The sequence below is a fragment of the Isoptericola maris genome, assembly GCF_048065335.1.
Lineage (GTDB): Bacteria > Actinomycetota > Actinomycetes > Actinomycetales > Cellulomonadaceae > Isoptericola > Isoptericola rhizosphaerae.
Map to the genome: position 1 here is coordinate 145,929 of NZ_JBLUNY010000006.1, position 21,621 is coordinate 167,549.

A 21,621-nucleotide genomic window follows, 5' to 3' on the forward strand; every position below is an offset into this window, starting at 1 on the left:
CGGGCCTCAGGGCTTCTCGGCCCGGACACACCACGAGGTGGTCGAGAGTGCCGCGAGGTGGTACTACCTCGCGGCACCCTCGACCACCTCGTCGGGTGGTGCGCTACGTCGGCCAGGTCAGAGCAGGCCGAGCTTGCTGGCGCAGTGCGGCCACTGGCCCCAGCCGGAGCGCTGCTGCAGGATCTTCGCGCGCTTCGTCTGCTCGGCGGCCGACGCGTCCGAGGGGAGGCCGGAGCCGCCCACGGCCTGCCACGTCGGCAGCGAGAACTGGTACAGCCCGTAGTAGCCGTTGCCGGTGTTGGTCGACGGGTTGCCGCCCGACTCGCACTGGGCGAGCTGGCCCCAGACGCCGGCCGGGGCGCTGCCGCCGGACGAGCCGCCGGACGAACCGCTCGAGCTGGAGCTGCTGGACGAGGAACCGCTCGAGGACGAGCTGCTCGAACCGGAGTCGGCGGGCGCCGGCTCGGGCTCCGGCCGCTCCTTGGTGCCGGTGACGACGATCTCGTCGACCGGCTTGGTGGTGACCTTGTTCGACACCTTCTCGCGCGACTCGACCTCGCCGTCGACGCGCGTCACACGCTTGACGATGGTCCGCTCGCCGTCCTTGCCCTCGCGGGACACGGTGGAGCCCTTGTCGCTGTAGCGGTCGGGGTCCTTCTTCGTGACGGTGTCGAAGGCGATCTTCTTGGTCTTGGTGACCTTCTCCACGTCGACGACCTGCACGACGACGCGCACCGTCGGGTCGCCGGGCGCGGCAGCCTCGATCCGGTCCACGTGGACGCGGTCGTCGGCGTCGATCTCGACCGACTCCGCCTCGAAGAGCTCCGAGAGCGTCGTGGCCCCGTCGTCGACCACCGTCTCGTCGCCGCCGACGACGAGCGCCACCGGCTGCTCGGCGTCGAGACGGATGGGCAGGGTCGCCCGGGCCGCGGCCCCGGCCGGCCCGAGGCGGCCCTGATCGGCCCGCGTGGCGCGTGCCGCCAGGGCCCCGGCGGCGTCGAGCGCCGTGACCCAGACGTCCTGCTCCTCGCCGTCGGTCTCGACGGTCAGCTCGCGGCCGTAGCGGACCTCGACGACGGCGCCGTCACGCAGCTCGTCGCCCGCCGCGGGCGTGACCTCGTCGTTGCTGCCGACGCGGACGTTCTCCTCGGCGAGGACGTCGTCCACGGTGTCGGCGTAGGTGGTCACCGAGACGAGCTCGCCGTCGACGTCGAGCGTGACGTCCTTGCGGAGCTGCTCGACGACGGCGAAGCTCACGCCGCCGGCGACGACCATGCTCAGCGCGACCACCATGGTGATCAGCGGCCAGCGGCGGCGGCGCAGCGCGGTGGCGGCCGCAGCCGCCCCGGCGGTCTGCTCCGTGGCGGGTTCGGCACTCACGGGGACGGGTGCTGTCGGTGGCGTGACGGAGTCGTCGGACCAGTCGTTCAAGAGATGTTCCAGACGTCGGCAGGTGCGGGCACGACGGCGGGTCCCCGACTGGCGGTCGGGCCGGGCGTCGATCCGGTGGCTCCGACGAGCGTAACCGCATCGTGATCTACATCCAAGACACCCTGCGGTATGTATGCCCGGCTAAGGGACGGTATGCCGGAAAACTGCCCGGGTTCTCGCGACGGACGTCACACCAGCACCCGGTCGAACGCACCCGACCGGCCCCGTCAGTACCAGCCGACCGACATGGAGTGCTCCCACGCGCTGCACGGGGTGCCGTACCGCCCGGAGATGTAGCCCAGGCCCCACGAGATCTGCGTGGCCGGGTTGGTCCGCCAGTCGGATCCGGCGGACGCCATCTTCGACCCGGGCAGGGACTGCGGGATGCCGTACGCCCCGCTCGAGGGGTTCTCGGCGTTCCAGCGCCAGTTGGACTCCTTGGTCCACAGCTTGTCCAGGCACACGAACTGGTCGTCGCCCCAGCCGCGCTCGGCCGCCATCGCCCGGCCGATGGCCTTCGCCGAGCCCGGGTCGGCCTGCACCTGCGACACGTCCAGCGTGCCCACCACGACGACCTCGTCGACGGGTTCCACGGTCACCGACCGGTCGACGACCGTGCGCCGGACCTCCGCGCCGTCGAGCGTGTGCACCTCGTAGGTGGTCACGCGCTCGCCCGGCACGCCACGGGTCCGTACGGTCTCGTGCCCCTTCGGCAGGTCGTCGGACTCGATGCGCTCGGTCTCGAACGGGACGACCTCGGTGACGATGTCGGACGCCGTCCCGCCACGGTTGACCACCACGACCATGCCGTCGACGGCGGCAGCCCCCAGCGGGACCGACGTCCGGTCGTCCTCGCCCAGGGAGATCTCGACCTCGGCCAGCACGTCCCGCACCGTCGCCTGCGTGGTCCGCAGCGGCAGCACCGAGCCGTCGACCGACACGTAGACGGTCTTGCGCGTGGACACCCGCACCGGGCCGCGGCCCAACGGGTCGCTGCGGGACGCCGAGGCCACCGCGCCGTCGCCCCGCGGCCCCAGGGCGGCGAGGAGCTCGCCCACCGTGTGCGCCGTCGTCCGGAAGCTCGTGGTCTCGCCGTCGACCTCGAGCGTGACCTCCTTGCTGGTGCGCACCACGACCTCGCCGTCCCGCGGCGCGGGGGCGGAGGCGACGGGCTGCACCAGGTCGTCGGGGCCCGGCTCGATGCCGTGGAACGCGAGGACCTCACCGACCGTGCGCCCGTAGCCGTCGAGAGTCTGCACCCGGCCGTCCATGTCGACGGTGACCGTGCTGTGCGCCGCGAGGACGCCCGTCGTGCCGAGCGCCACCGCGACGACCACCAGCACCTGCAGCGCACCGCGGATGATCGCGCCCAGGGGGCCGCGGCGGCCGACGTACCGCTCCGGGGGACGGCGCCTCCGGGTCATGTCACGCCGTCGTCCAGCCTCAGGTGTCGCCACGGTCACCAGACCGTAGCCGAACCTGGGCTCGAGCGACAGGGGTCACCACGACCCGTAGACCCGTCCGGTGTTGTCCGAGACCGCTCGGCAGACGTCGGCGAGCGGTCGGTCGAGCACCTCGGCCATGGCCCGCACGGTGTGCGCGGCGACGTACGGGGCGTTCGGCTGCCCCCGGAACGGGTGCGGCGGCAGGTAGGGCGCGTCGGTCTCCACGAGGACGAGCTCGAGCGGCACCGTGCGCAGCGCCTCGCGCAGATGGGTGTTCTTCGGATAGGTGACCGTCCCGGCGAAGGACAGGTACCAGCCGTGCTCGGCGGCGAGCGCCGCCATCGCCGCGTCCCCGCTGAAGCAGTGGAAGACGGTCCGCTCCGGCGCACCGTCCGCCAGCAGGACCTCGATCACCTGCTCGTGGGCGTCGCGGTCGTGGATCTGCAGCGCCAGCCCGAGCTCCTTGGCGAGCGCGACGTGGGCGCGGAACGACTCGCGCTGCGCCTCCTCGCCCTGCGGCCCGGTGCGGAACAGGTCCATGCCCGTCTCCCCCACCGCCCGCACGCGGGGGTTGTCGCGGGCGACCTCGGCGACGCGGGCGATCGCGTCCGCCAGCGATGTCGAGTGGTGCGGCCGCGGCTGCGGCTCGAGCCCGTCGGGGCCGACTTCCCGGACACCGGCGTGCAGCACCGCCTCGTTGGGGTGGATCGCCACCGCACCCAGGAGCGCGTCGGCCTCCGCATCCCGCAGGAGCGCGTCGGTCCACTCGACGGACGGCAGATCGCAGCCCACCTGCACCATCCGGTCCACGCCGACGGCGGTAGCCCGGGCCACGTGGTCGGCCACGGTCGGGACCGGCGAGCCGTCGGCGACGAGGTCCGCGATCGCGTCCAGGTGGGTGTGGTTGTCGACGACGGGGACGGGCAGCGGCTCGGGGTCGAGCGGGAACCCGCGCTCACGCTTGCGCGCCACGCTCAGGCCTTCTCGCGCAGCCGCTCGAGCTCTTCGTCGACGATCGAGTCGTCGAGCTTGGTGAACACCGGCGACGGCTTCGCGATCGGGGTGCCCGGCACCACGGGGCTGGACTCCCACGCGGGGAACCGGTAGCCGCCGTCGTGGTCGCCGGTGATGACCGGGTAGTGCCGCGAGTCGTCGTCGAGGTCGGTGACCTCCTCGATGCGCGGCTGCGGCGCGAACTCGCCCGTACCTCCCAGGACCTCGTGCACGGACTGCGCCGAGTGCGGCAGGAAAGGGGCCAGCAGCGTGTTGCAGTCGCTGACCGCCTGCGTCGTGGTGTGCAGCACGGTGGCCAGCCGCTCCGGGTCCGTCTTGAGCTTCCACGGCTGGGTCTCGGAGACGTAGCGGTTGACGTCGCCGACGACGCGCATCGCCTCCGCGATCGCGGCCCGCTGCCGGTTGGACTCGATGAGGGACCCGATGTCGGTGAACGCCTTGCTCGTGGCGGCCAGGACGTCACGGTCGGTGTCGGTCAGCTCGCCCGCCGTCGGGATCTGCCCGAAGTTCTTGTGGACCATGCTCGCCGTGCGGTTGACCAGGTTGCCCCAGCCGGCGACGAGCTCGTCGTTGGTGCGTCGCAGGAACCCGTCCCACGTGAAGTCGACGTCCTGGTTCTCCGGCCCGGCCGCCGCGACGTAGTAGCGGAACGCGTCGGGCTGGTACCGGGCCAGCATGTCGCGCACGTAGATGACGACGCCGCGCGAGGAGGAGAACTTCTGGCCCTCGACGTTGAGGAACTCGCTGGAGACCACCTCCGTCGGGAGCTGCAGCGAGCCGAACCGGCCCGGCGCACCCCCGCGCGACCCGCCTCCGTCGTACGCCAGCAGCTCCGCCGGCCAGATCTGGGAGTGGAAGGTGATGTTGTCCTTGCCCATGAAGTAGTACGAGCGGGCGTCCGGGTTCGTCCACCACTCGCGCCACGCCTCGGGCGTGCCCTGGCGTCGCGACCACTCGATCGAGCTGGACAGGTAGCCGATCACGGCGTCGAACCACACGTAGAGCCGCTTGGCGGGATTGTCCTCCCACCCCTCCAGCGGCACGGGGATGCCCCAGTCGATGTCGCGCGTCATGGCGCGCGGGCGGACGTCGTCGAGCAGGTTGCGGCTGAAGTTGAGCACGTTGGGCCGCCACCCGTCGCGCTTCTCGAGCCACGAGGACAGCGCGTCGACGAGGGCCGGCAGGTCGAGGAAGAAGTGGTTCGACTCGACGAACTTGGGCGTCTCGCCGTTGATGCGGCTGCGCGGGTTCTTCAGGTCGATCGGGTCGAGCTGGTTGCCGCAGTTGTCGCACTGGTCGCCGCGAGCGCCGTCGTAGCCGCAGATGGGACAGGTGCCCTCGATGAAGCGGTCGGGCAGCGTGCGGCCCGTGGACGGCGAGATCGCGCCCATCGTCGACTTCTCGACCATGTAGCCGTTCTGGTGCACCGTGCGGAACATCTCCTGCACGACGGCGTAGTGGTTGCGCGTCGTGGTGCGCGTGAACAGGTCGTAGGACAGGCCCAGGGAGGTCAGGTCCTCGACGATGACCCGGTTGTAGCGGTCCGCGAGCTCCTGCGGGGTGACGCCCTCCGACTCGGCCTGGACGAGGATCGGCGTGCCGTGCTCGTCCGTGCCGGAGACCATCAGGACGTCGTGACCCGCCATCCGCATGTGCCGGCTGAAGACGTCGGAGGGAACGCCGAAGCCGGCGACGTGGCCGATGTGCCGCGGGCCGTTGGCATAGGGCCATGCCACGGCCGAGAGGATGTGGGTCATGCCCCGAATCCTAATGGCCGACGGCGGCCGCGGACCCGGGCGTCCAGGGTCCGGCCGCCACGGCCGGCGGCGACGGCGGCGACGAAGGTGGCACAGTGGTGGGCATGAGCACGCGCGCACTGATCGTCGTGGACGTCCAGCCGACCTTCTGCGAGGGCGGTGAGCTCGGCGTCGACGGCGGGAACCGTGTCGCGGCCGACGTCGCCGCGTACGCCGGGGAGCACCGCGACCGGTACGGCCTGGTCGTCACCACCCAGGACTGGCACATCGACCCGGGCGAGCACTTCAGCGACACCCCGGACTTCGTCGACTCGTGGCCGGTGCACGGCGTCGCGGGCTCGCCGAACGCGGAGCTGCACCCGGCGCTCGCGGACCTGGCCGCCGACGTCGCGGTCAAGAAGGGGCAGTACGACCACGGGTACTCCGGGTTCGACGGGGCCGACGGCGCGGGCCGGTCGCTCGAGTCGGTCCTGCGGGAGGCCGGTACCACCGCGGTGGACGTCGTCGGCCTGGCGGAGTCGCACTGCGTCAAGCACACGGCGCTGGACGCGACGCGGCTCGGGTTCTCCACGAGGGTGCTGGCGGACCTCACCGCGCCGGTGTCGCCCGAGCTGGGCGAGCGGGCGCGCGAGGAGCTGGCCGCCGCCGGCGTCGAGCTCGCCGACTCCGGCGCCGCGAGGTAGCGCCGCTCCTACCTCGGCGCCGGCGTTACTACCTCGGCGGGCGGGCGGCGAGGGCGGCGGCGTAGAGGTCCCGTTTCGGGACGCCGGCCGCCGTCGCCACCTCCGCCACGACGGCCTTGAGCCGCTCTCCACCCTGCACGCGCTCCAGGACCTCGGGCACCAGGTCCTCCACGCGCGGCGTCTCCGCGGCCGGGGCTCCGCCGACGACGACGCAGATCTCGCCGCGCAGCCCGGCACCCGACCCGGCCCGCTCGCCCGCCAGCGCCGCGAGCTCACCCAGGGGGCCGCGCAGCACCTCCTCGTACGTCTTGGTCAGCTCGCGGCACACGGCCGCAGGACGGTCCGGGCCGAACGCGGAGGCCATCGCGGCCAGCGTCTCGACCACACGGTGCGGCGCCTCGAAGAAGACCATGGTGCGCGGCTCGGTCACCAGCGCGCCGAGGAACCGGCCCCGGTCCCCCGCCTTGCGCGGCACGAACCCGTCGAAGGTGAAGCGGTCGGTCGGCAGCCCGGACAGCGCGAGCGCCGTGAGCACCGCCGAGGCACCCGGCGCCGCCGTGACCGGCAGCCCCCGCTCGACGGCACGCTCGACGAGCCGGAACCCGGGGTCGGAGACGGCCGGCATCCCGGCATCGGTGACGACGACGACGGTCCCGCCGCCGTCGACCACGTCCAGCAGGTCATCGGCCCGGTCCCGCTCGTTGTGCTCGTGGTACGAGACCACGCGGCCCCCGACCTTGATGCCGAGCCGGCCGGCCAGGCCGTGCAGCCGGCGGGTGTCCTCGGCGGCGACGACGTCGGCCTCCTGCAGCAGGCGCAGCAGGCGCGGCGAGGCGTCCTCCACGTTGCCGATGGGGGTGGCGGCCAGCACGACGGACCCTGCCTCACGACTCATGTGGGCAACTGTCCCACGGCGACGTCATGACCCTCTAAAGTGGCCGAGGTGACCGCCCCTGATGCCGACGCTCCCGCCACGGGTGAGAACCCGGAGATCGACTCGCCGTCCGCGCCGCGCCGCCAGTACCCCTCACGGCGTGACGTCCACGGCCACCGCACGGACACCCGCGGCATCCCCATCGTGACCGGCGCGTTCCGCGCCATCACCGGTGCCGTCCCGAGCGTCGGGCAGAACGGTTCGTCGCGCACCCCGCCCACGCCGGCCAACGGGACTCCCACCGCCGCCGGGAGCGGGGCGGACGTACCGCCGTCGGGCACGGACCTGCCGGCGAACGAGGCGGAGACCACGCCGGGCGAGCCGGCCGTCACGGAGCAGACCCTGCTGGTACGGCTGCTGGGCGAGCGTCGCCTGGCGCTGGGGGCCACCCGGCGTGCCCAGGTGCTCGGCTGGGTGGGCACGATCGTGGTCACGCTGCTCGCGGCGGTGACCCGCCTGTGGGAGCTCGGCCGGCCGGGCAGCCTGGTCTTCGACGAGACCTACTACGTCAAGGACGCGTACACGCTGGGACGCGAGGGCACCGAGCGGCAGTGGCCCGAGGACCCCAACCCGGCGTTCGAGGCGGGTGACGTCGACTCGTACCTCGACCAGGCCGCCTACGTCGTCCATCCGCCCGTCGGCAAGTGGATGATCTGGCTGGGCATGGAGGCCGGTGGCGGTCCGGCGAACCCGTTCGCGTGGCGCCTGGCGAGCGCCGTCGTCGGCATCCTGGCCGTGCTGCTGCTCGTCCGGATCGCCCGTCGTCTCTTCTCGAGCACGGTGATGGGCCTCGCCGCGGGCTTCCTCCTGGCGATCGACGGCGAGGCGATCGTCCACTCGCGGGTCGCACTGCTGGACCAGTTCCTCATGTTCTGGGTGCTCGTGGCCTTCGGCTGCCTGCTGCTGGACCGCGAGCAGTCCCGCCGGCGGCTGGCAGCCGGCGTCGGGTCGGTCCTCGAGGCGGGCGGCACCGTCGCGAGGTTCGGACCGCGCGGGCTGGGGTTCCGCTGGTGGCGCCTGGCCGCCGGCATCGCGCTGGGTCTGGCGTGCGGGGTCAAGTGGTCGGGGCTGTGGTTCGTGGCCGTGTTCGGCCTGCTCACCGTGCTGTGGGACCTGACGGCCCGGCAGCGGGCGGGCATCCGGCACGGCTGGCTGCAGTCGTTGGCGCTCGACGCCCCGCTCGCCTTCCTGCAGATCGTGCCGGTCGCGGTGGTCACCTACGTGGGGTCGTGGACCTCATGGATCGTCGGCAAGGACGGCTACTACCGCACCTGGGCCGCCGACCATCCGGACGAGGCGGTCTCGTGGATGCCCGACTGGCTCGCGAGCCTCTGGTACTACCACCAGCAGATGTTCGGCTTCCACACGGGCCTGAACTCCGATCATGCCTACGCCTCGCACCCGCTGGGCTGGATCGTGCAGTGGCGGCCCACGTCGTTCTTCTGGGAGCGCTCCGCCGCCGGCGAGAACGGCTGCCCGCCGGACGGCGGCGCGTGCGCCGTCGCGGTCTCGGCGATCGGCAACCCGCTGCTGTGGTTCCTCGCCGCCATCGCGATCGTCGTGACGATCGTGCTCGGCGTCTGGTTGCGCGACTGGCGGGCCCTGGCCGTCCTGTCCGGCACGATCGCCGGCTGGGCCCCGTGGTTCTTCTACTCCGAGCGGACCATCTTCACGTTCTACTCGATCGTGTTCACGCCCTGGGTGATCCTCACGCTCCTGTACCCGATGGTGGTGGCGCTCGAACGCACGCGCCACCGGTCCGGGCGCGGCGGGACCCTCGCCGTGATCGCCGGCGTGCTGCTGACGATCACGGCGGTGTCGGTGGCGTTCTACCCGTTCTGGTCGGCGATGCAGGTGCCGTACGACTACTGGCGCGAGGTCATCCGCTTCCAGAACTGGATCTGACGGCCCCCGGCGTCGGCGCGGAGCCATCCGTCGGACGGAGCTACCAGGCGACCTGCGGCGTCGGGTGGAACGCCCACCCGGCGGAGCGCCATGCCGGCGCCTGGGCCGCGGTGCGGGCCGTGAACCCGTCGAAGTCTTTCGCCTCGGCGGAGGTCCAGGCGACCTCGGCCACGGCGCCGAGCCGCGGGAGCAGCATCGAGAACAGCTCGTCACGGGTGGTGAGCGTCTCGGTCCACACCGCGGCGGAGACGCCTTCCACGGCGGCGGCAGGGAGGCCCTCGATCACGGCGGTGGGCTCCCACTCGTAGGAGTCGCGCAGCTCGACGAAGCCCGCCCACTGCAGACCCAACGGGTGCTCGGCGGTGTACTTCATGTCGAGATAGGTGTGGTTGCCGGGAGACATGATGAACCGTGCACCACCCTGGGCCGCCGCCACGAACCGGTCGAGGTCCTCGCCCTTCGGCTCCCAGTACTGCAGCAGCGTCCCGGGCTCCACCGGGCCCCGTGCGCCCTCCTGCCAGAAGACCGGCGTCTTGCCGTGCTCGCGCACGACGCGCTGCGCGAGCTCCACGAAGCGCGCGAACTCCTCGCGCTCCATGGTCAGCACCTCGTCGCCGCCCACGTGCACCCACTCGCCGTCGGTCATGCGTGCGAGGTCGCCGACGACGTCGCGCACGAAGGGTTCGGTGGCGGGGTTGTCGAACCACAGCCGCGAGAAGCCGACCTCGATGCCGCCGTACGCGTCGGTGGCGACGCCGTCGTCGGTCAGGCCGCCGTAGACGTGCGTGGCCGCGTTGACGTGCCCGGGCATGTCGAACTCGGGGACGATCGTCACGTGGCGCGCCCCGGCGTAGTCCTGCAGCGCACGGAAGTCCTCGACGGTCAGGTAGCCGGCGGAGCCGCCGCCGACCTGGTTGTCGGACGCCTTCTCCAGCTCGGGCCGCGACGGGATCTCGATGCGCCAGCCTTGGTCGTCGGTGAGGTGCAGGTGCAGCACGCGCAGCTTGAACGCGGCCACGAGGTCGACGACGGCACGGATGTCGTCCGGTCCGAACCAGTGGCGCACGACGTCGAAGGACAGCCCGCGCCAGCGGTAGCGCGGGGCGTCGTGGACGACGACGGCGGGGACGCTCCCCCTCCGTCCCGCCGCATCGTCGGGGCGCACCACGAGCTGGCGCAGGCTGCGCGCGGCGTGCAGCAGGCCGACCGGCTCGGCAGCGGTCGCGGTGATCGCGCCCTCGCCCACGGCGAGCGTGTACCGCTCAGGGCTGTCCGAGCCCTGGGGTCCCGCGGCGGTGTCGAGGCGCAGCGTGAACGGCACGGCGTCCGCCGCGGCGGCGAGGGGCACCCCGGCCGCCGAGAGCTGCTCGGCGACGAGCTCGGCGAACTGCGCGTCGGGCGCGTCGACGCGCACCGCGGGCAGCTCGAGGGCAGGGGCGTCGGGCTGCGTGACCTCGGTGGGCCACGGGATGAGGGGAAGCATGCGGGGGTTCTCCTGCTCAGGGCCCGGCGACGAACAGCGGCGCCGGGTCCGTGGGGACGAGGTCGGCGCCCTGGGCGGGGAGGTAGGTCGGTCCCGCCCAGCCGGTGTGCACCCCGTCGGGGACGTTGTCGGACACGCGGTTCCACACCCACTCGCCGGTGGTCGGCCCACCGGTCCGGTCCGCGGCGAGGACGATCTCCACCGCCTCCGTGCCGGCAGCCACGTCGGCGAGGCGTTCACGGTCGACGACGGACTCCGGTCGCGTCTGGTGCACGAGCACCGTCGTCGGCGGCAGACCGCGGTTAGTAACCACCCCTTCAATATAGGCGATCACGGCCTGCACCTCCTCCACCGACACCTGCTGGGACGGCAGCACGCCGTCGGAGACGCGATCCTCCGGGTGCAGCGCCACGCCGACCCCCGGGCTCGAGAGCAGCTCCTCGAGCGGCTCCACCTCCTCCAGCAGCGCCGAGTCCCCCGCCGCGACGTCGAGCAGCACGTACTGCCCCGCGTCCCGGGCCGCGTCGACCACCGGCTCGAGCTCGGCGACGCGCTCCTCGGCGGGCCGCCCCGCCGCCGCACCGGCCTGCACGACGACGGTCGGCACCACCGGACCGTCGCCCAGACCCGCGTACGCCTCGGCCGCGGCCGCCGCCCGTGCGGTCACCGCCGCCGGGTCCTCCGACGGCTCTGCCACCGTGGTCACGTAGCGCGCCGGGAGCAGCTGCTGCGTCCCCGTCGGCAGCAGGTCACCCCGCTCGGCCGCCTCGACCCGCCAGGCAAACTCCGCGGCGCCGCCGAACGTCGGCCCCACGCCGACCACGGCGAGCGCCTGTGCCAGGTCGATCTCCGTGATCGACTCGGGCGAGGCGGCGATGTCGCCACCCGGCACCGCATGGTCCACGGCCCCGGCCGCGCGCAGGGTCGCGATCGCCGCCTCCTGGCCGGGCTGCGGGTCCGTGAGCGCGAGCACCTCACGCAGCCGCACCTCGGCAGGGTCCTGCGGCTCGGGTGACGCACCGTCCGCGAGCGCCGCGCCGACGTCGTCCTGCAGGCTCGCCACCTCGGCCGCGCTCAACGCACCGGGCTCGTCCTCGCCGGCATCCGGCAGCCCGCTGACCCGCAGGTGCACGACGTCGACGTCCGCCGTCGCGGCCGCCTGCTCGGCCTCGCTGAGCTCGGCGCCCACCGCGGTGCCCTCGTCGGACCAGGTGTCGTCGGTCGCGTCGTCGGGCCCGCCGGACTCTCCGGCGCCTCCCGCGCCGAGGGGCGCACCCGCGCCGGGCGGCTCGGCGCTCACCACCACGGCGACCTGCGCACCCAGGCGGCCCAGCTCGTCCGCGACACCCTGGGCGGAGACCGCACCCCCGACGAGCAGGGCGGGAGCACCGAGCGCCTCCGCGGCCGAGGCCTGCGCCGCCCGCACCGCGGCGCCGTCGTCCGCTGCGCCGTCGTCCGCTGCGCCGTCGTCGACGTCGTGAGCCTCGGCGACGACCGCCACCGGGGAGCGCTCGAAGATCTGCTGGCTGGTGGTCAGCGCGAGCTCGGCCGGGTCCGCGGCACCGAGCAGCAGGGTGTGGGCCGTCGGTGCGGAGACGACGGCCTGCCCCGCCGGGACCTCAGCAGGGTCGGGAGGTGGGTCGTCGGCGCCGCAGCCGACGACGAGCGCGGCCACGCAGACGAGAGGAAGGACGAATCGGGCGTTCCGTACACGCACGGGCCTATCCTCGCGCATTCCGGACGTGAGGTCGATGCCCCGGACCAGCCGGTTCGGTCAGACGGCCTGTCGCAGCGGCGGCGCCGCCTGCCCTGAGGCCCGGCTGAGCCGCGCCTCCGCCTCGCGGACGAGCTCGTCCGCGACCGCGGCACCGGCCACCGACCAGACGACGGACGAACGCAGCTCCGGCCACACCAGGACGTCGACGGCGCCGGACGGCTCGGTCAGGTTGGCCAGCACGTGGCGGCGCAGGTGGTCCGCCGAGGCGGCGGCCTGGATGTCGTCCATCGGTGGCAGCGTCGCGAGGACGGCGAAGCGGTCGCCGTCCACCCGACCGGCCTCGCAGCCGCGCGGCAGGCCGCCGACGAGCCGGTCGGCGAGCTCGACGAGCACCGTGTCGCCCGTCGTGTAGCCGTGCCGGGCGTTCAGGCGCGTCATGCCGTGGACGTCCAGCAGCACCAGCACCACCCGGGTCCCGGTGCCGTGCACCAGCTCGCACCGGCGCGCCAAGGAGTGCCAGGTGGCTGCCCGGGTGGGCAGCCGGGTCTGCGGGTCGTGCGTCGACCGCTCGGCCAGCGCCGCGACGAGAGCGCGCATCAGGTCGGCCGTCCCGGCGCTGAGCCACCGGTCGGTGGCCACCAGCACGTCGTCGTAGCGGTGCGCGTCCGTCCGCTCCATCGCCCGGGTGGCCACGGAGGACACCGGGTCCTGCGGGTGCACCACCATGGGCGACCAGTCGGTGACGGCGGACGTCGGTTTGCGCTCGAGCACGGCGCGCCCGTAGCCGAGCCGCCCCGTCAGCGCGGCCGTGAGACCGGCCCGCATGATGATCCCGGCTCGACCCGCGGCGTCGTCAGTGACGACGACGGAGCTCACGTCAGGGTTGCGGAACATCACCTCCAGCTGGCCCACGGGCATGGTGGAGCTGACCACGTCCACGGGGCGGGCCAGGTCGGACGCCACTCCTGCGAGTCGGGTGCCGCCCCGCACCTGCCGGTGCCGGGCCACCTCGGTGATCTCGTCATGCACGGGGCCACCATGGCGCACCCGCCGCCCGCCGTGCGGCACCGCAGCGATATCGACCGACGCTGTTCAGCCGGCGTTCACGGCGTTCACCCGCCGGATCACCGCACCCACCGTTCCTGCCCCAGATCTTGAGCACTCCCTGAGGCACCCTCGAGGTGACGCTGAGACTCCGTGGATAGCTTGGCAGCAGACGCCCCGCCGGGTGATATCCCCCGTCTCCACCCGGCGGGGTGTCGAACATCTGCCCGCCGGCGACCTTGACGAATTCCTGAGGTTGCCCCGCGGGACACCTGAGCCGGCCCCGATACTTTGCGACGAGGCGCCCCGCCGGATCTGCCCCCCATGCGGTCCGGCGGGGCGTCCTTGTCGTCGCCGGTGCGTCGTCGACGCGGCGCACCGGCGCACCGCACCGAGCCGCCCCACTTGCTCGCCCGCCTCACCGGGCGAAAGGTGGCCACCATGAGCCACGACCATCAGCACGACCGGCACGGCGGGTCGGACGAGCACGCCATGCACGCCGACGGCCACACTGCGCACGGCGACCACGGAGGCCACGGCGACCACGTCGGCCAGTACCGACGTCTGCTCTGGATCATGCTCGTGCTGGCGGTGCCGGTGGTCGGGCTCTCCGGGATGTTCGCGACGATCCTCGGCTACACGCTGCCGGACGGCCCGGGAACGGCCTGGGTGTCCCCGGTGCTCGGCACGGTGATGTACGCGTGGGGCGGGCGACCCTTCCTGACCGGCGCGGTCTCGGAGCTCCGGGCCCGCAAGCCCGGGATGATGCTGCTCATCGGGCTGGCGATCACCGTCGCGTTCCTCGCGTCCTGGGGCGCGAGCCTGGGGCTGCTGGACCATCGGCTCGACTTCTGGTGGGAGCTGGCGCTGCTGATCGTGGTCATGCTGCTCGGCCACTGGATCGAGATGCGGTCCCTCGCCCAGACGACGTCGGCACTGGACTCGCTGGCTGCGCTGCTGCCCGACGAGGCAGAGCGTGTCGAGGGCGAGGACGTGGTCACCGTGCCGCCGTCCGACCTGCGCGTCGGCGACGTCGTGGTCGTACGGCCGGGCGGTCGGGTCCCTGCTGACGGCCACGTCGTGCAGGGCTCGGCCAGCATGGACGAGTCCATGATCACCGGGGAGTCCCGCCCGGTGCGTCGCGGTGACGGGGACCCGGTGGTCGCCGGCACCGTCGCGACCGACTCCGGGGTACGCGTCCAGGTCACCGCCGTGGGCCAGGACACCGCCCTGGCCGGCATCCAGCGCCTGGTCAGCGACGCGCAGAGCTCCAGCTCCCGGGCGCAGCGACTGGCGGACCGGGCCGCCGGGTGGCTGTTCTGGTTCGCGCTGGGCGCCGCCGTGATCACCGCGACGGTCTGGTCGATCGCCGGGATGCCGGACGCCGCCGTCGTCCGCGCGATCACGGTGCTCGTCATCGCCTGCCCCCACGCGCTCGGCCTCGCCATCCCGCTGGTGGTCTCCATCGCGACCGAGCGTGCGGCGCGGGGTGGCGTGCTGGTCAAGGACCGGCTCGCCCTGGAGAGCATGCGCACCGTCACCTCCGTGCTGTTCGACAAGACCGGCACGCTCACCAAGGGGCAGCCGACCGTCACCAAGGTCCACCCCGCCGACGACGGCGACACCCTCCTGGCGCTGGCGGCCGCTGCCGAGTCCGACTCCGAGCACCCGCTGGCGCGCGCGATCGTGCAGGCGGCACGGGCCCGCGGTCTGCAGGTCTCCGGCGCCGCCGACTTCACGTCCTCCCCGGCCGTGGGCGTCAGCGCCACCGTCCAGGGGCGGACGGTCGCGGTGGGTGGCCCCCACCTGCTCGTGCAGCACGACGCGAGCGAGCTGGCAGCCGCCGACCGGTGGCGCGCGGACGGCGCGACCATCCTCCACGTGCTGGTGGACGGCCGCGTGGCCGGTGCCCTCGCGCTCGCCGACGAGGTCCGTCCCGAGTCCCGCGAGGCCGTCGACGCGCTGCACGCCCAGGGCGTGCAGGTCGTCATGATCACCGGCGACGCCGAGGCCGTGGCCGCGACGGTCGCGGACGAGCTCGGCATCGACCGGTACTTCGCCGGTGTCCGGCCGGAGGACAAGTCCGCGAAGGTGCGCCGGCTGCAGGAGGAGGGACGCAGGGTCGCGATGGTCGGTGACGGGGTCAACGACGCCCCGGCGCTCGCGCAGGCCGACGTCGGGATCGCGATCGGCGCGGGGACCGACGTCGCGATCGCGTCCGCCGGGGTCGTCCTGGCCAGCGACGACCCCAGGTCGGTGCTCTCGGTGATCGAGCTGTCCCGTGCGAGCTATCGCAAGATGAAGCAGAACCTGTGGTGGGCTGCCGGGTACAACCTCGTCTCCGTACCGTTGGCCGCCGGCGTGCTCGCTCCGATCGGGTTCGTGCTGCCGATGTCCGTCGGGGCGGCCCTCATGTCGCTCTCGACGGTCGTGGTCGCCCTCAACGCCCAGCTGCTGCGCCGGCTCGATCTGCGCCCCGGGGAGGTGACGTCGTGACCGGAAGCCCGACGCCCGACCGCTCGACGACGCGGCGCCGGGTGCCGCTGCGGACCACCTGTGCCCAGCCCCACCACTGCTCTGCGTCCGTGCGCCGGAAGGTCCTCGGCCAGGTCCCGCTCTTCGAGGGTCTCTCGCCCGACGAGCTCCTCGGGATCGACAGGCACATGGTGTCCCTGGCCTGGGCCGAGGACGACCCGCTCTACACCGCGGGGGAGCCCGCCGAGCATCTCTACGTCATGGCCACCGGACGCGCCAAGGCCGTGCGCACGGCATCGACCGGTCAGGACGTCGTCGTCGACATCCTCGGCCCCGGGGACCTCTTCGGCGCCCTGCACACCCTGGGCCAGCCCACCCACAGCGAGACCGTCCGGGCGATGGAGACCACCTGCGCGCTGCGCATCGGCACCGACGCGTTCCGCCGCGTCCTGACCGAGCATCCCCGGGTGGCCCTGCGCGTCCTGGACGACACGGCCGCGCTGCTGTCCCGGGCCCGCTCCGACGTCACCGCGCAGTCCACCGCCACCGTCACCCAGCGGGTGGCCGCCACCCTGCTGCGGCTGGCCGAGAAGTTCGGTCAGGGCCGCGCCGGGGGCGGCACGCTCATCCAGCTGCCGCTCTCCCGCGCCGACCTGGCCGGGATGACCGGCTCCACCCCCGAGTCCGTCTCGCGCGTGATGAGCCGGCTGCGCAAGGACGGCGTCATCGACTCCGGGCGCCGCTGGACCGCCGTCCTGGACCCGGACCGCCTCGCCGCCCTGAGCGACTGACCCGACGCAGGCCCGTGACGGCGCCCACGGGCGTCGCTCACCGCAGGCGCAACGGGACGGCGGCGAACCCGCCCAGGGGTGGCAGCGAGCGTTCCCGGGCCCGGTCCGGGTCGGGCTCGACCGCCGTGGTCGCGTGCAGCACCGCGCGGGTCAGGATCCGCAGCTCGAGGGTCGCGAGCGGGCGTCCTGGGCACACGTGCTTCCCGACGCCCCAGACGACGTTGTCCGGCGCGTTGCCCTCCGGGTCGAACGCGTCCGGGTCGCCGAACACCTGCGGGTCGCGGTTCGCGGAGGTCCAGTGCAGCACGACACGTTCGCCCGCGGCGAGCACCCGTCCCGCCACCGTGACCGGCTCCGTGGTGATGCGACGGTTCGCGACGAACGGGTCGTCGATCCGCAGGATCTCGTCGAGGATCGCGTCGAGCTCTCGGTCGGAGACGCCCGAGCGCACCCGGTCCTGCACGTCGGGGTGGTCGGCGAGGTAGGCGAGCACCACGCCCACGCACAACGCCATGGATCCCAGGTCGCCGCCCGTCCAGTTCCGCAGGATCGAGACGATCTCGTCATCGGTGAGCTCTCGGCCGTCGACACGGTCCCGCACCAGGTCGGTGGTCACGTCGTCGGGGGCACGGTCACCGGCCTCCCGGCGGGTGTCGGTCAGGGACCGGATGATGGCGTCGAACCGCGCGGCCACCTCCGCGGTGCGCGAAGCGTCCCGCGAACGGGTCGCGGCCCGGTTGTCCGCCATCCACCGCAGGAGGTCCTCCTCCAGGTCCGCGGGCCAGCCCAGCCAGGCGCTCTGTGCCCGCACGGCGAACCGGGCGCCCGTCTCCACGGCGTCGATCGGACCGGGAACCTCGAGCTCGGCCGTCAGGTCTGCCGCCACCTGGTGCACCACGGGCTCCAGCTCCGCCATCCGCTCCGGGGTGAAGTAGCGGTCGACGACGGCGCGGAACGCCGAGTGCGTGGCGCCGTCGAGCCCGTTGGGCACCTGCAGGTGGCGGGACACCGCGTTGGAGAACGTCTCGTGGTCGCGTGCCGCCGCGACGACGTCGGCGTGCGAGAACAGCGTGCAGGCGCCGCTGTCGACGGACGCGGCGAAGGTCGGCTCAGCGGCCGGCAGATGCTCAGTCATGAACCCATTGTGCGGTTGATTGATGCCCGTCATGGTCCGCCGCGGCGGCCGCTCGTAACGTCACAGTCACAGCCCCTCGCAGAAGGGGAAGACACATCGCACGGAAGGAACACCGACGATGAGCAGCACCGCTCCCGCCACCACCCGCACCGTCCTGCGCGCCGAGGGATTCTCCTGCCCCTCCTGCGTGGGCAAGATCGAGAAGCAGGTCGGCCGACTGGACGGCGTCCGCTCGGTCCGGGTCCAGTTCGCCTCGGCCCGCATCGAGGTGGACCACGACCCGGTCAGTGCGTCCGTGGACGACCTCGTCGCTGCCGTCGCCAGGGCAGGGTACGTCGCCCGCCCGGCAGCCTTCTGACCCGCCCCGTACGCAAGAGACCTCGCCGAGCCCCGGGGAACCGGGGCCGGCGGTGAAGGGAAGTGCACGATGAACAGACTGCAGCAGTGGCGGCACGGCCCGTGGGCGGTGCCCACGGTCTCCGGGGTACTGATCCTGGCGTCGTTCCTCGTCGCCCGCGTACTGGGCTCGGACGCGGTCGGCGACCTCTTCATGGTGGCCGCCGCCGTCGTCGCGGGCACCCCCATCGTCATCAAGGCCGTGCGGGCGCTGATGGTGCGAAGCATCAGCATCGACCTGCTCGTCTCCGTGGCCGCGATCGGCGCGGTCATCATCGGGGAGCACTGGGAAGCCGCCGCGGTCACCTTCCTCTTCGCCGTCGGGCACGCCCTCGAGGCACGCACGATGAACAAGACCCGTTCGGCGCTGGCCGAGCTGGTCGCCGTCGCCCCCGACGTCGCCGTCGTCCTGCGTGACGGCCACCAGGTCGAGGTGCCCGCCGGTGCTGTCGCCGTCGGTGAGACGGTCCTGGTCAAGAACGGCGCCAAGGTCCCGGTCGACGGCGAGGTCGTCGACGGGACCGGCGCCCTCGACGAGGCCTCCATCACCGGCGAGTCCATCCCCGTGGAGAAGACCGCCGGGGACCGCGTCTTCGCCGGCACCGTCTCGCGCGGCGGGTTCCTCCAGGTCCGCGCCACCGGGATCGGCGCGGACACCACGCTGGCCCGCATCGTCCACCGCGTGGAGGAGGCTCAGGACGCCAAGGCCCGGACCGCACAGCTCACGGACCGCTTCGCCACCTGGTACACCCCCGGCATCATGGCTCTGGCCCTGCTGGCCGGCCTCGTCACCGGTGACGTCGTCCTGGCGCTGACGCTGCTGGTCATCGGCTGCCCCGGCGCGCTGGTCATCTCCATCCCCGTCTCCGTCGTCGCCGGCATCGGCCGGGCGGCCAAGGACGGCATCCTCATCAAGGGCGGGGAGTACCTGGAGAGCTCGGCCAGGATCACGGCCGTCGCGGTGGACAAGACCGGCACCCTGACCGAGGGCCGCCCGCAGCTGACCGACGTCGTCGTGCTGGACCCGGCCCTGGACCGCAGCCAGGTGCTGGCGTGGGCCGCTGCCGCCGAGGCCGGCTCCGAGCACCCGCTCGCCCGACCCGTCCTGGAGGCTGCCGCTGCTGAGGGCGTCAGAGCGCCCGGGCTGCCCGAGTCCACCGAGCCGGTGCCCGGCAAGGGCATCGCGGCCACGACCGGCGGGCACCGCGTCCTCGTCGGGAACCTCGCACTGCTGGAGCAGCACGGCGTCGCCGACACCGTCGGCGCCGCCCAGGTCGCCGACGAGCTGGCCGCCGCCGGAACGACGGCCATGATCGTCGCGGTGGACGACGCCGTGGCCGGAGTGATCGGCGTGGCCGACCAGGTCCGGACCGACGCCGCGTCGATGGTCCGCCACCTGCACGAGGCCGGCGTGCGGTCCGTCGTCATGCTCACCGGTGACGCACCGTCGGTCGCCGAGGCCGTCGGCGCGGCCACCGGCGTCGACGAGGTCCGTGCCGGCCTGCTGCCCGAGGACAAGCTGGACGCGGTCCGCGACCTGCAGGCCCGTGGCCACGTGGTGGCGATGGTCGGCGACGGCGTCAACGACGCCCCCGCCCTCGCCGTGGCGGACATCGGGGTGGCGATGGGTGCGGCCGGCTCGGCCGTGGCGGTGGAGACCGCCGACATCGCCCTCATGGGCGACGACCTGCTCAAGCTGCCCGAGGCCGTCACGCTGGCCCGTCGCACCGTGACCACGATGCGCCAGAACATCACCATCGCTCTGGCCACCGTCGCGCTGCTGCTGGCCGGCGTCTTCGCCGGCGGGGTGACCATGGCCGTCGGGATGCTCGTCCACGAGATCTCGGTCCTGGTCGTCATCGTCAACGCCATGCGCCTGCTGCGCCGCCGTCAGGTCACGTCGGCCGTCCGCCGCGACGGGCAGCGCCCACCCACGACAAAGGCCCGGACCCACGATTCGTGGGACCGGGCCGTGCCGACGTCCTGAGACATCATCGACGTGGAGCTAGGGGGATTCGAACCCCCGACCTTCTCATTGCGAACGAGACGCGCTACCAACTGCGCCATAGCCCCGTGGAGCGGTAGCCAGATTAGCACCCCGCCACGGCTCCTGACCAAATCGAACCGCTGGTCGTCGCCGTGACGTGCATCGCACCGACGGCAGGGCCGCGGGCACCTCAGCCCGCGGCCCGACGCCGCGCCAGGATCTGCTCCAGCGGCAGCCCGAGCGTCTCGGTCCGCGGGCGCGGCTCCTCCGTGGTCAGCGAGGCGTCGTGCGCGTCACGCGCCGCACCGGCCGGGGCTGTCGGGGCGGATGCCGCCGACGCCGCCGAGGCAGCGACCGGGGCGCTCTCGCGCACCGGTTCGGATGGCTCGACGCGCGTCTCGTGCGTCGGCACGGTCGTGGCCTGCTCGCGACGCGGCGCGACGGGCTTGGTCACGTACGTGGGCAGCGGGACGGGCACCGGCTCCCAGGGCTCGCCGCCGACCGGTTCGGGGCGTGCCGTGCGGGGCGCCGCCGGCACACGCTCCGAGTCGTCGGCCTCGCTCGCGCCGTCGCCGGAGTGCCGCACGCTCGCGGAGGCCGTCGGCTCCCGCGACGTCGCCCGGCGTCCGGCCGGGGTGCCGATGTCCTCCGCGGAGCGGTCCGGCGCGGTCTGGGGCCGCGCCGCGGGCTGCACGCGCGGGATCATCCGCGTGCTGGTGTCCGAGGGGTGCACCGCGCGGCCCGTGACCCGTGCGCGGTTGCGCGGGGCGTACGGACCACCGTGCGCGAGGGTCCGCTGCTGCGTCGCGCGCTGCTGCTCCGCCCGCCGCTCGGCACGCCACCGCGCGTCCGAGCGCCGCGCCGCGAGCACGGCGACCCGGCCGAGCAGGAGGACGAGGGCGAGCGCCGCCGAGGGCACGACCGCGCCCCACCACGGCAGGTGACCGAGCCCGACGGCGGTCCACGCGCCGGCGGTGGCGAGCACGAACCCCAGCGTCACCACCAGGCGTCGGCGCGCGCGTGCCGCCCGCCGCTCCAGCACGGCCAGCCGCTGGGTCCGCACCCGCGGCGTGGCGCCCGACGGCAGCCCGGCGGTCCGTGCGCCCACGAGCGGCACGCTGCCGGTCACCGGCGCGAGCTCGTCACGGTCCATTCGCATCGCACGCTCCTTCCGTCGTCGTTCCGGCCGAGACCGGCCCGCGACGTCTCCGTCCGCCACGGCCAGGACGCGCAGCCCGCCGGAGAACCGGTCGTCGATCTGCGCGTCGGCGAGCTGCTGACGGTGACGCAACCGCTGCGGGACCCAGAAGCCCAGCCACAGCACGAACAGCGCGAGGGCTGCGAGTCCTGCCGGCGACGTCTCCACACGCCGACGTTAGGCGAGGCGGGGCGGGCCGTGCCGCACCGACGGGCGGCGTGTCCGC

The 21,621-nt window shown here is 73.4% G+C and carries 16 protein-coding genes and 1 tRNA gene; 6 read left to right on the forward strand and 11 right to left on the reverse strand.

Annotated features, from left to right (window positions below):
- Positions 1 to 117: 117 nt before the first annotated feature.
- The 4 genes from ACH5HR_RS10875 to metG form a co-directional block, all read right to left on the reverse strand.
- On the reverse strand, positions 118 to 1,380 hold the full coding sequence (locus ACH5HR_RS10875; protein ID WP_416477814.1) for a resuscitation-promoting factor: 1,263 nt from the start codon (positions 1,378 to 1,380) through the stop codon (positions 118 to 120).
- A gap of 278 nt (positions 1,381 to 1,658) precedes the next feature.
- On the reverse strand, positions 1,659 to 2,855 hold the full coding sequence (locus ACH5HR_RS10880; protein WP_416477815.1) for an aggregation-promoting factor C-terminal-like domain-containing protein: 1,197 nt from the start codon (positions 2,853 to 2,855) through the stop codon (positions 1,659 to 1,661).
- A 75-nt stretch (positions 2,856 to 2,930) separates the two neighbouring features.
- Positions 2,931 to 3,848 carry a TatD family hydrolase gene (locus ACH5HR_RS10885; RefSeq protein WP_416477817.1) on the reverse strand — a complete coding sequence of 306 codons (918 nt, stop codon included), beginning with the start codon at positions 3,846 to 3,848 and terminating at the stop codon, positions 2,931 to 2,933.
- Positions 3,849 to 3,850: 2 nt separating this feature from the next.
- Positions 3,851 to 5,647, reverse strand: a complete 1,797-nt coding sequence (metG, locus tag ACH5HR_RS10890; RefSeq protein WP_416477818.1) for a methionine--tRNA ligase — start codon at positions 5,645 to 5,647, stop codon at positions 3,851 to 3,853.
- 104 nt (positions 5,648 to 5,751) lie between these two features.
- On the opposite strand from metG, the gene ACH5HR_RS10895 reads away from it, so the two are divergent.
- A complete protein-coding gene (locus ACH5HR_RS10895; protein WP_416477820.1) occupies positions 5,752 to 6,330 on the forward strand; it encodes an isochorismatase family protein in 579 nt (192 codons plus the stop codon).
- 28 nt (positions 6,331 to 6,358) lie between these two features.
- Here the strand turns inward: ACH5HR_RS10895 and rsmI are convergent, their stop codons facing one another.
- A complete protein-coding gene (gene rsmI / locus ACH5HR_RS10900; protein WP_416477822.1) occupies positions 6,359 to 7,225 on the reverse strand; it encodes a 16S rRNA (cytidine(1402)-2'-O)-methyltransferase in 867 nt (288 codons plus the stop codon).
- A gap of 48 nt (positions 7,226 to 7,273) precedes the next feature.
- Between rsmI and ACH5HR_RS10905 the strand changes: the two genes are divergently transcribed.
- On the forward strand, positions 7,274 to 9,169 hold the full coding sequence (locus tag ACH5HR_RS10905; RefSeq protein ID WP_416477823.1) for a dolichyl-phosphate-mannose--protein mannosyltransferase: 1,896 nt from the start codon (positions 7,274 to 7,276) through the stop codon (positions 9,167 to 9,169).
- 40 nt (positions 9,170 to 9,209) lie between these two features.
- On the opposite strand, the gene ACH5HR_RS10910 is transcribed toward ACH5HR_RS10905, so the two are convergent.
- The 3 genes from ACH5HR_RS10910 to ACH5HR_RS10920 all read right to left on the reverse strand — a co-directional run bounded on the left by ACH5HR_RS10910 (position 9,210) and on the right by ACH5HR_RS10920 (position 13,398).
- The gene (locus ACH5HR_RS10910; protein WP_416477825.1) at positions 9,210 to 10,652 is read right to left on the reverse strand and encodes a beta-N-acetylhexosaminidase; all 1,443 of its coding nucleotides are present in this window, start codon (positions 10,650 to 10,652) and stop codon (positions 9,210 to 9,212) included.
- Positions 10,653 to 10,668: 16 nt separating this feature from the next.
- A complete protein-coding gene (locus tag ACH5HR_RS10915) occupies positions 10,669 to 12,327 on the reverse strand; it encodes a hypothetical protein (protein WP_416477826.1) in 1,659 nt (552 codons plus the stop codon).
- Between the two features lie 99 nt (positions 12,328 to 12,426).
- Positions 12,427 to 13,398, reverse strand: a complete 972-nt coding sequence (locus ACH5HR_RS10920; RefSeq protein WP_416477827.1) for a diguanylate cyclase domain-containing protein — start codon at positions 13,396 to 13,398, stop codon at positions 12,427 to 12,429.
- Between the two features lie 456 nt (positions 13,399 to 13,854).
- Between ACH5HR_RS10920 and ACH5HR_RS10925 the strand changes: the two genes are divergently transcribed.
- Both ACH5HR_RS10925 and ACH5HR_RS10930 read left to right on the forward strand, forming a co-directional pair.
- Positions 13,855 to 15,909, forward strand: coding sequence for a heavy metal translocating P-type ATPase (locus ACH5HR_RS10925; protein WP_416477829.1), 2,055 nt, complete (start codon positions 13,855 to 13,857; stop codon positions 15,907 to 15,909).
- Positions 15,906 to 16,679: a Crp/Fnr family transcriptional regulator gene (locus ACH5HR_RS10930; RefSeq protein WP_402374398.1), complete on the forward strand. Its 774-nt coding sequence runs from the start codon at positions 15,906 to 15,908 to the stop codon at positions 16,677 to 16,679. The genes ACH5HR_RS10925 and ACH5HR_RS10930 overlap by 4 nt, the downstream gene beginning before the upstream one ends.
- A gap of 37 nt (positions 16,680 to 16,716) precedes the next feature.
- Here ACH5HR_RS10930 and ACH5HR_RS10935 read toward each other — a convergent pair whose 3' ends face one another.
- Positions 16,717 to 17,814 (reverse strand): cytochrome P450, encoded by a 1,098-nt coding sequence (locus ACH5HR_RS10935; RefSeq protein WP_402374396.1) that lies wholly within the window; start codon positions 17,812 to 17,814, stop codon positions 16,717 to 16,719.
- A gap of 118 nt (positions 17,815 to 17,932) precedes the next feature.
- Between ACH5HR_RS10935 and ACH5HR_RS10940 the strand changes: the two genes are divergently transcribed.
- On the forward strand, positions 17,933 to 18,172 hold the full coding sequence (locus ACH5HR_RS10940) for a heavy-metal-associated domain-containing protein (RefSeq protein WP_402374394.1): 240 nt from the start codon (positions 17,933 to 17,935) through the stop codon (positions 18,170 to 18,172).
- Positions 18,173 to 18,241: 69 nt separating this feature from the next.
- On the forward strand, positions 18,242 to 20,197 hold the full coding sequence (locus ACH5HR_RS10945) for a heavy metal translocating P-type ATPase (protein WP_416477832.1): 1,956 nt from the start codon (positions 18,242 to 18,244) through the stop codon (positions 20,195 to 20,197).
- Between the two features lie 13 nt (positions 20,198 to 20,210).
- Here the strand turns inward: ACH5HR_RS10945 and ACH5HR_RS10950 are convergent.
- Positions 20,211 to 20,283 (reverse strand) — tRNA-Ala (locus tag ACH5HR_RS10950).
- Between the two features lie 104 nt (positions 20,284 to 20,387).
- Complete coding sequence (locus ACH5HR_RS10955) at positions 20,388 to 21,563, reverse strand: hypothetical protein (protein ID WP_416477833.1); 1,176 nt, start codon at positions 21,561 to 21,563, stop codon at positions 20,388 to 20,390.
- Positions 21,564 to 21,621 lie beyond the last annotated feature (58 nt).

What these genes read in the sequence shown, in the direction of transcription:
- ACH5HR_RS10880 (WP_416477815.1), bottom strand. Translation starts at nt 2,855, where the DNA reads ATGACCCGGAGGCGCCGTCCCCCGGAGCGGTACGTCGGCCGCCGCGGC.
- metG (WP_416477818.1), bottom strand. Translation starts at nt 5,647, where the DNA reads ATGACCCACATCCTCTCGGCCGTGGCATGGCCCTATGCCAACGGCCCG.
- ACH5HR_RS10895 (WP_416477820.1), top strand. Translation starts at nt 5,752, where the DNA reads ATGAGCACGCGCGCACTGATCGTCGTGGACGTCCAGCCGACCTTCTGC.
- rsmI (WP_416477822.1), bottom strand. Translation starts at nt 7,225, where the DNA reads ATGAGTCGTGAGGCAGGGTCCGTCGTGCTGGCCGCCACCCCCATCGGC.
- ACH5HR_RS10910 (WP_416477825.1), bottom strand. Translation starts at nt 10,652, where the DNA reads ATGCTTCCCCTCATCCCGTGGCCCACCGAGGTCACGCAGCCCGACGCC.
- ACH5HR_RS10925 (WP_416477829.1), top strand. Translation starts at nt 13,855, where the DNA reads ATGAGCCACGACCATCAGCACGACCGGCACGGCGGGTCGGACGAGCAC.
- ACH5HR_RS10935 (WP_402374396.1), bottom strand. Translation starts at nt 17,814, where the DNA reads ATGACTGAGCATCTGCCGGCCGCTGAGCCGACCTTCGCCGCGTCCGTC.
- ACH5HR_RS10940 (WP_402374394.1), top strand. Translation starts at nt 17,933, where the DNA reads ATGAGCAGCACCGCTCCCGCCACCACCCGCACCGTCCTGCGCGCCGAG.
- ACH5HR_RS10945 (WP_416477832.1), top strand. Translation starts at nt 18,242, where the DNA reads ATGAACAGACTGCAGCAGTGGCGGCACGGCCCGTGGGCGGTGCCCACG.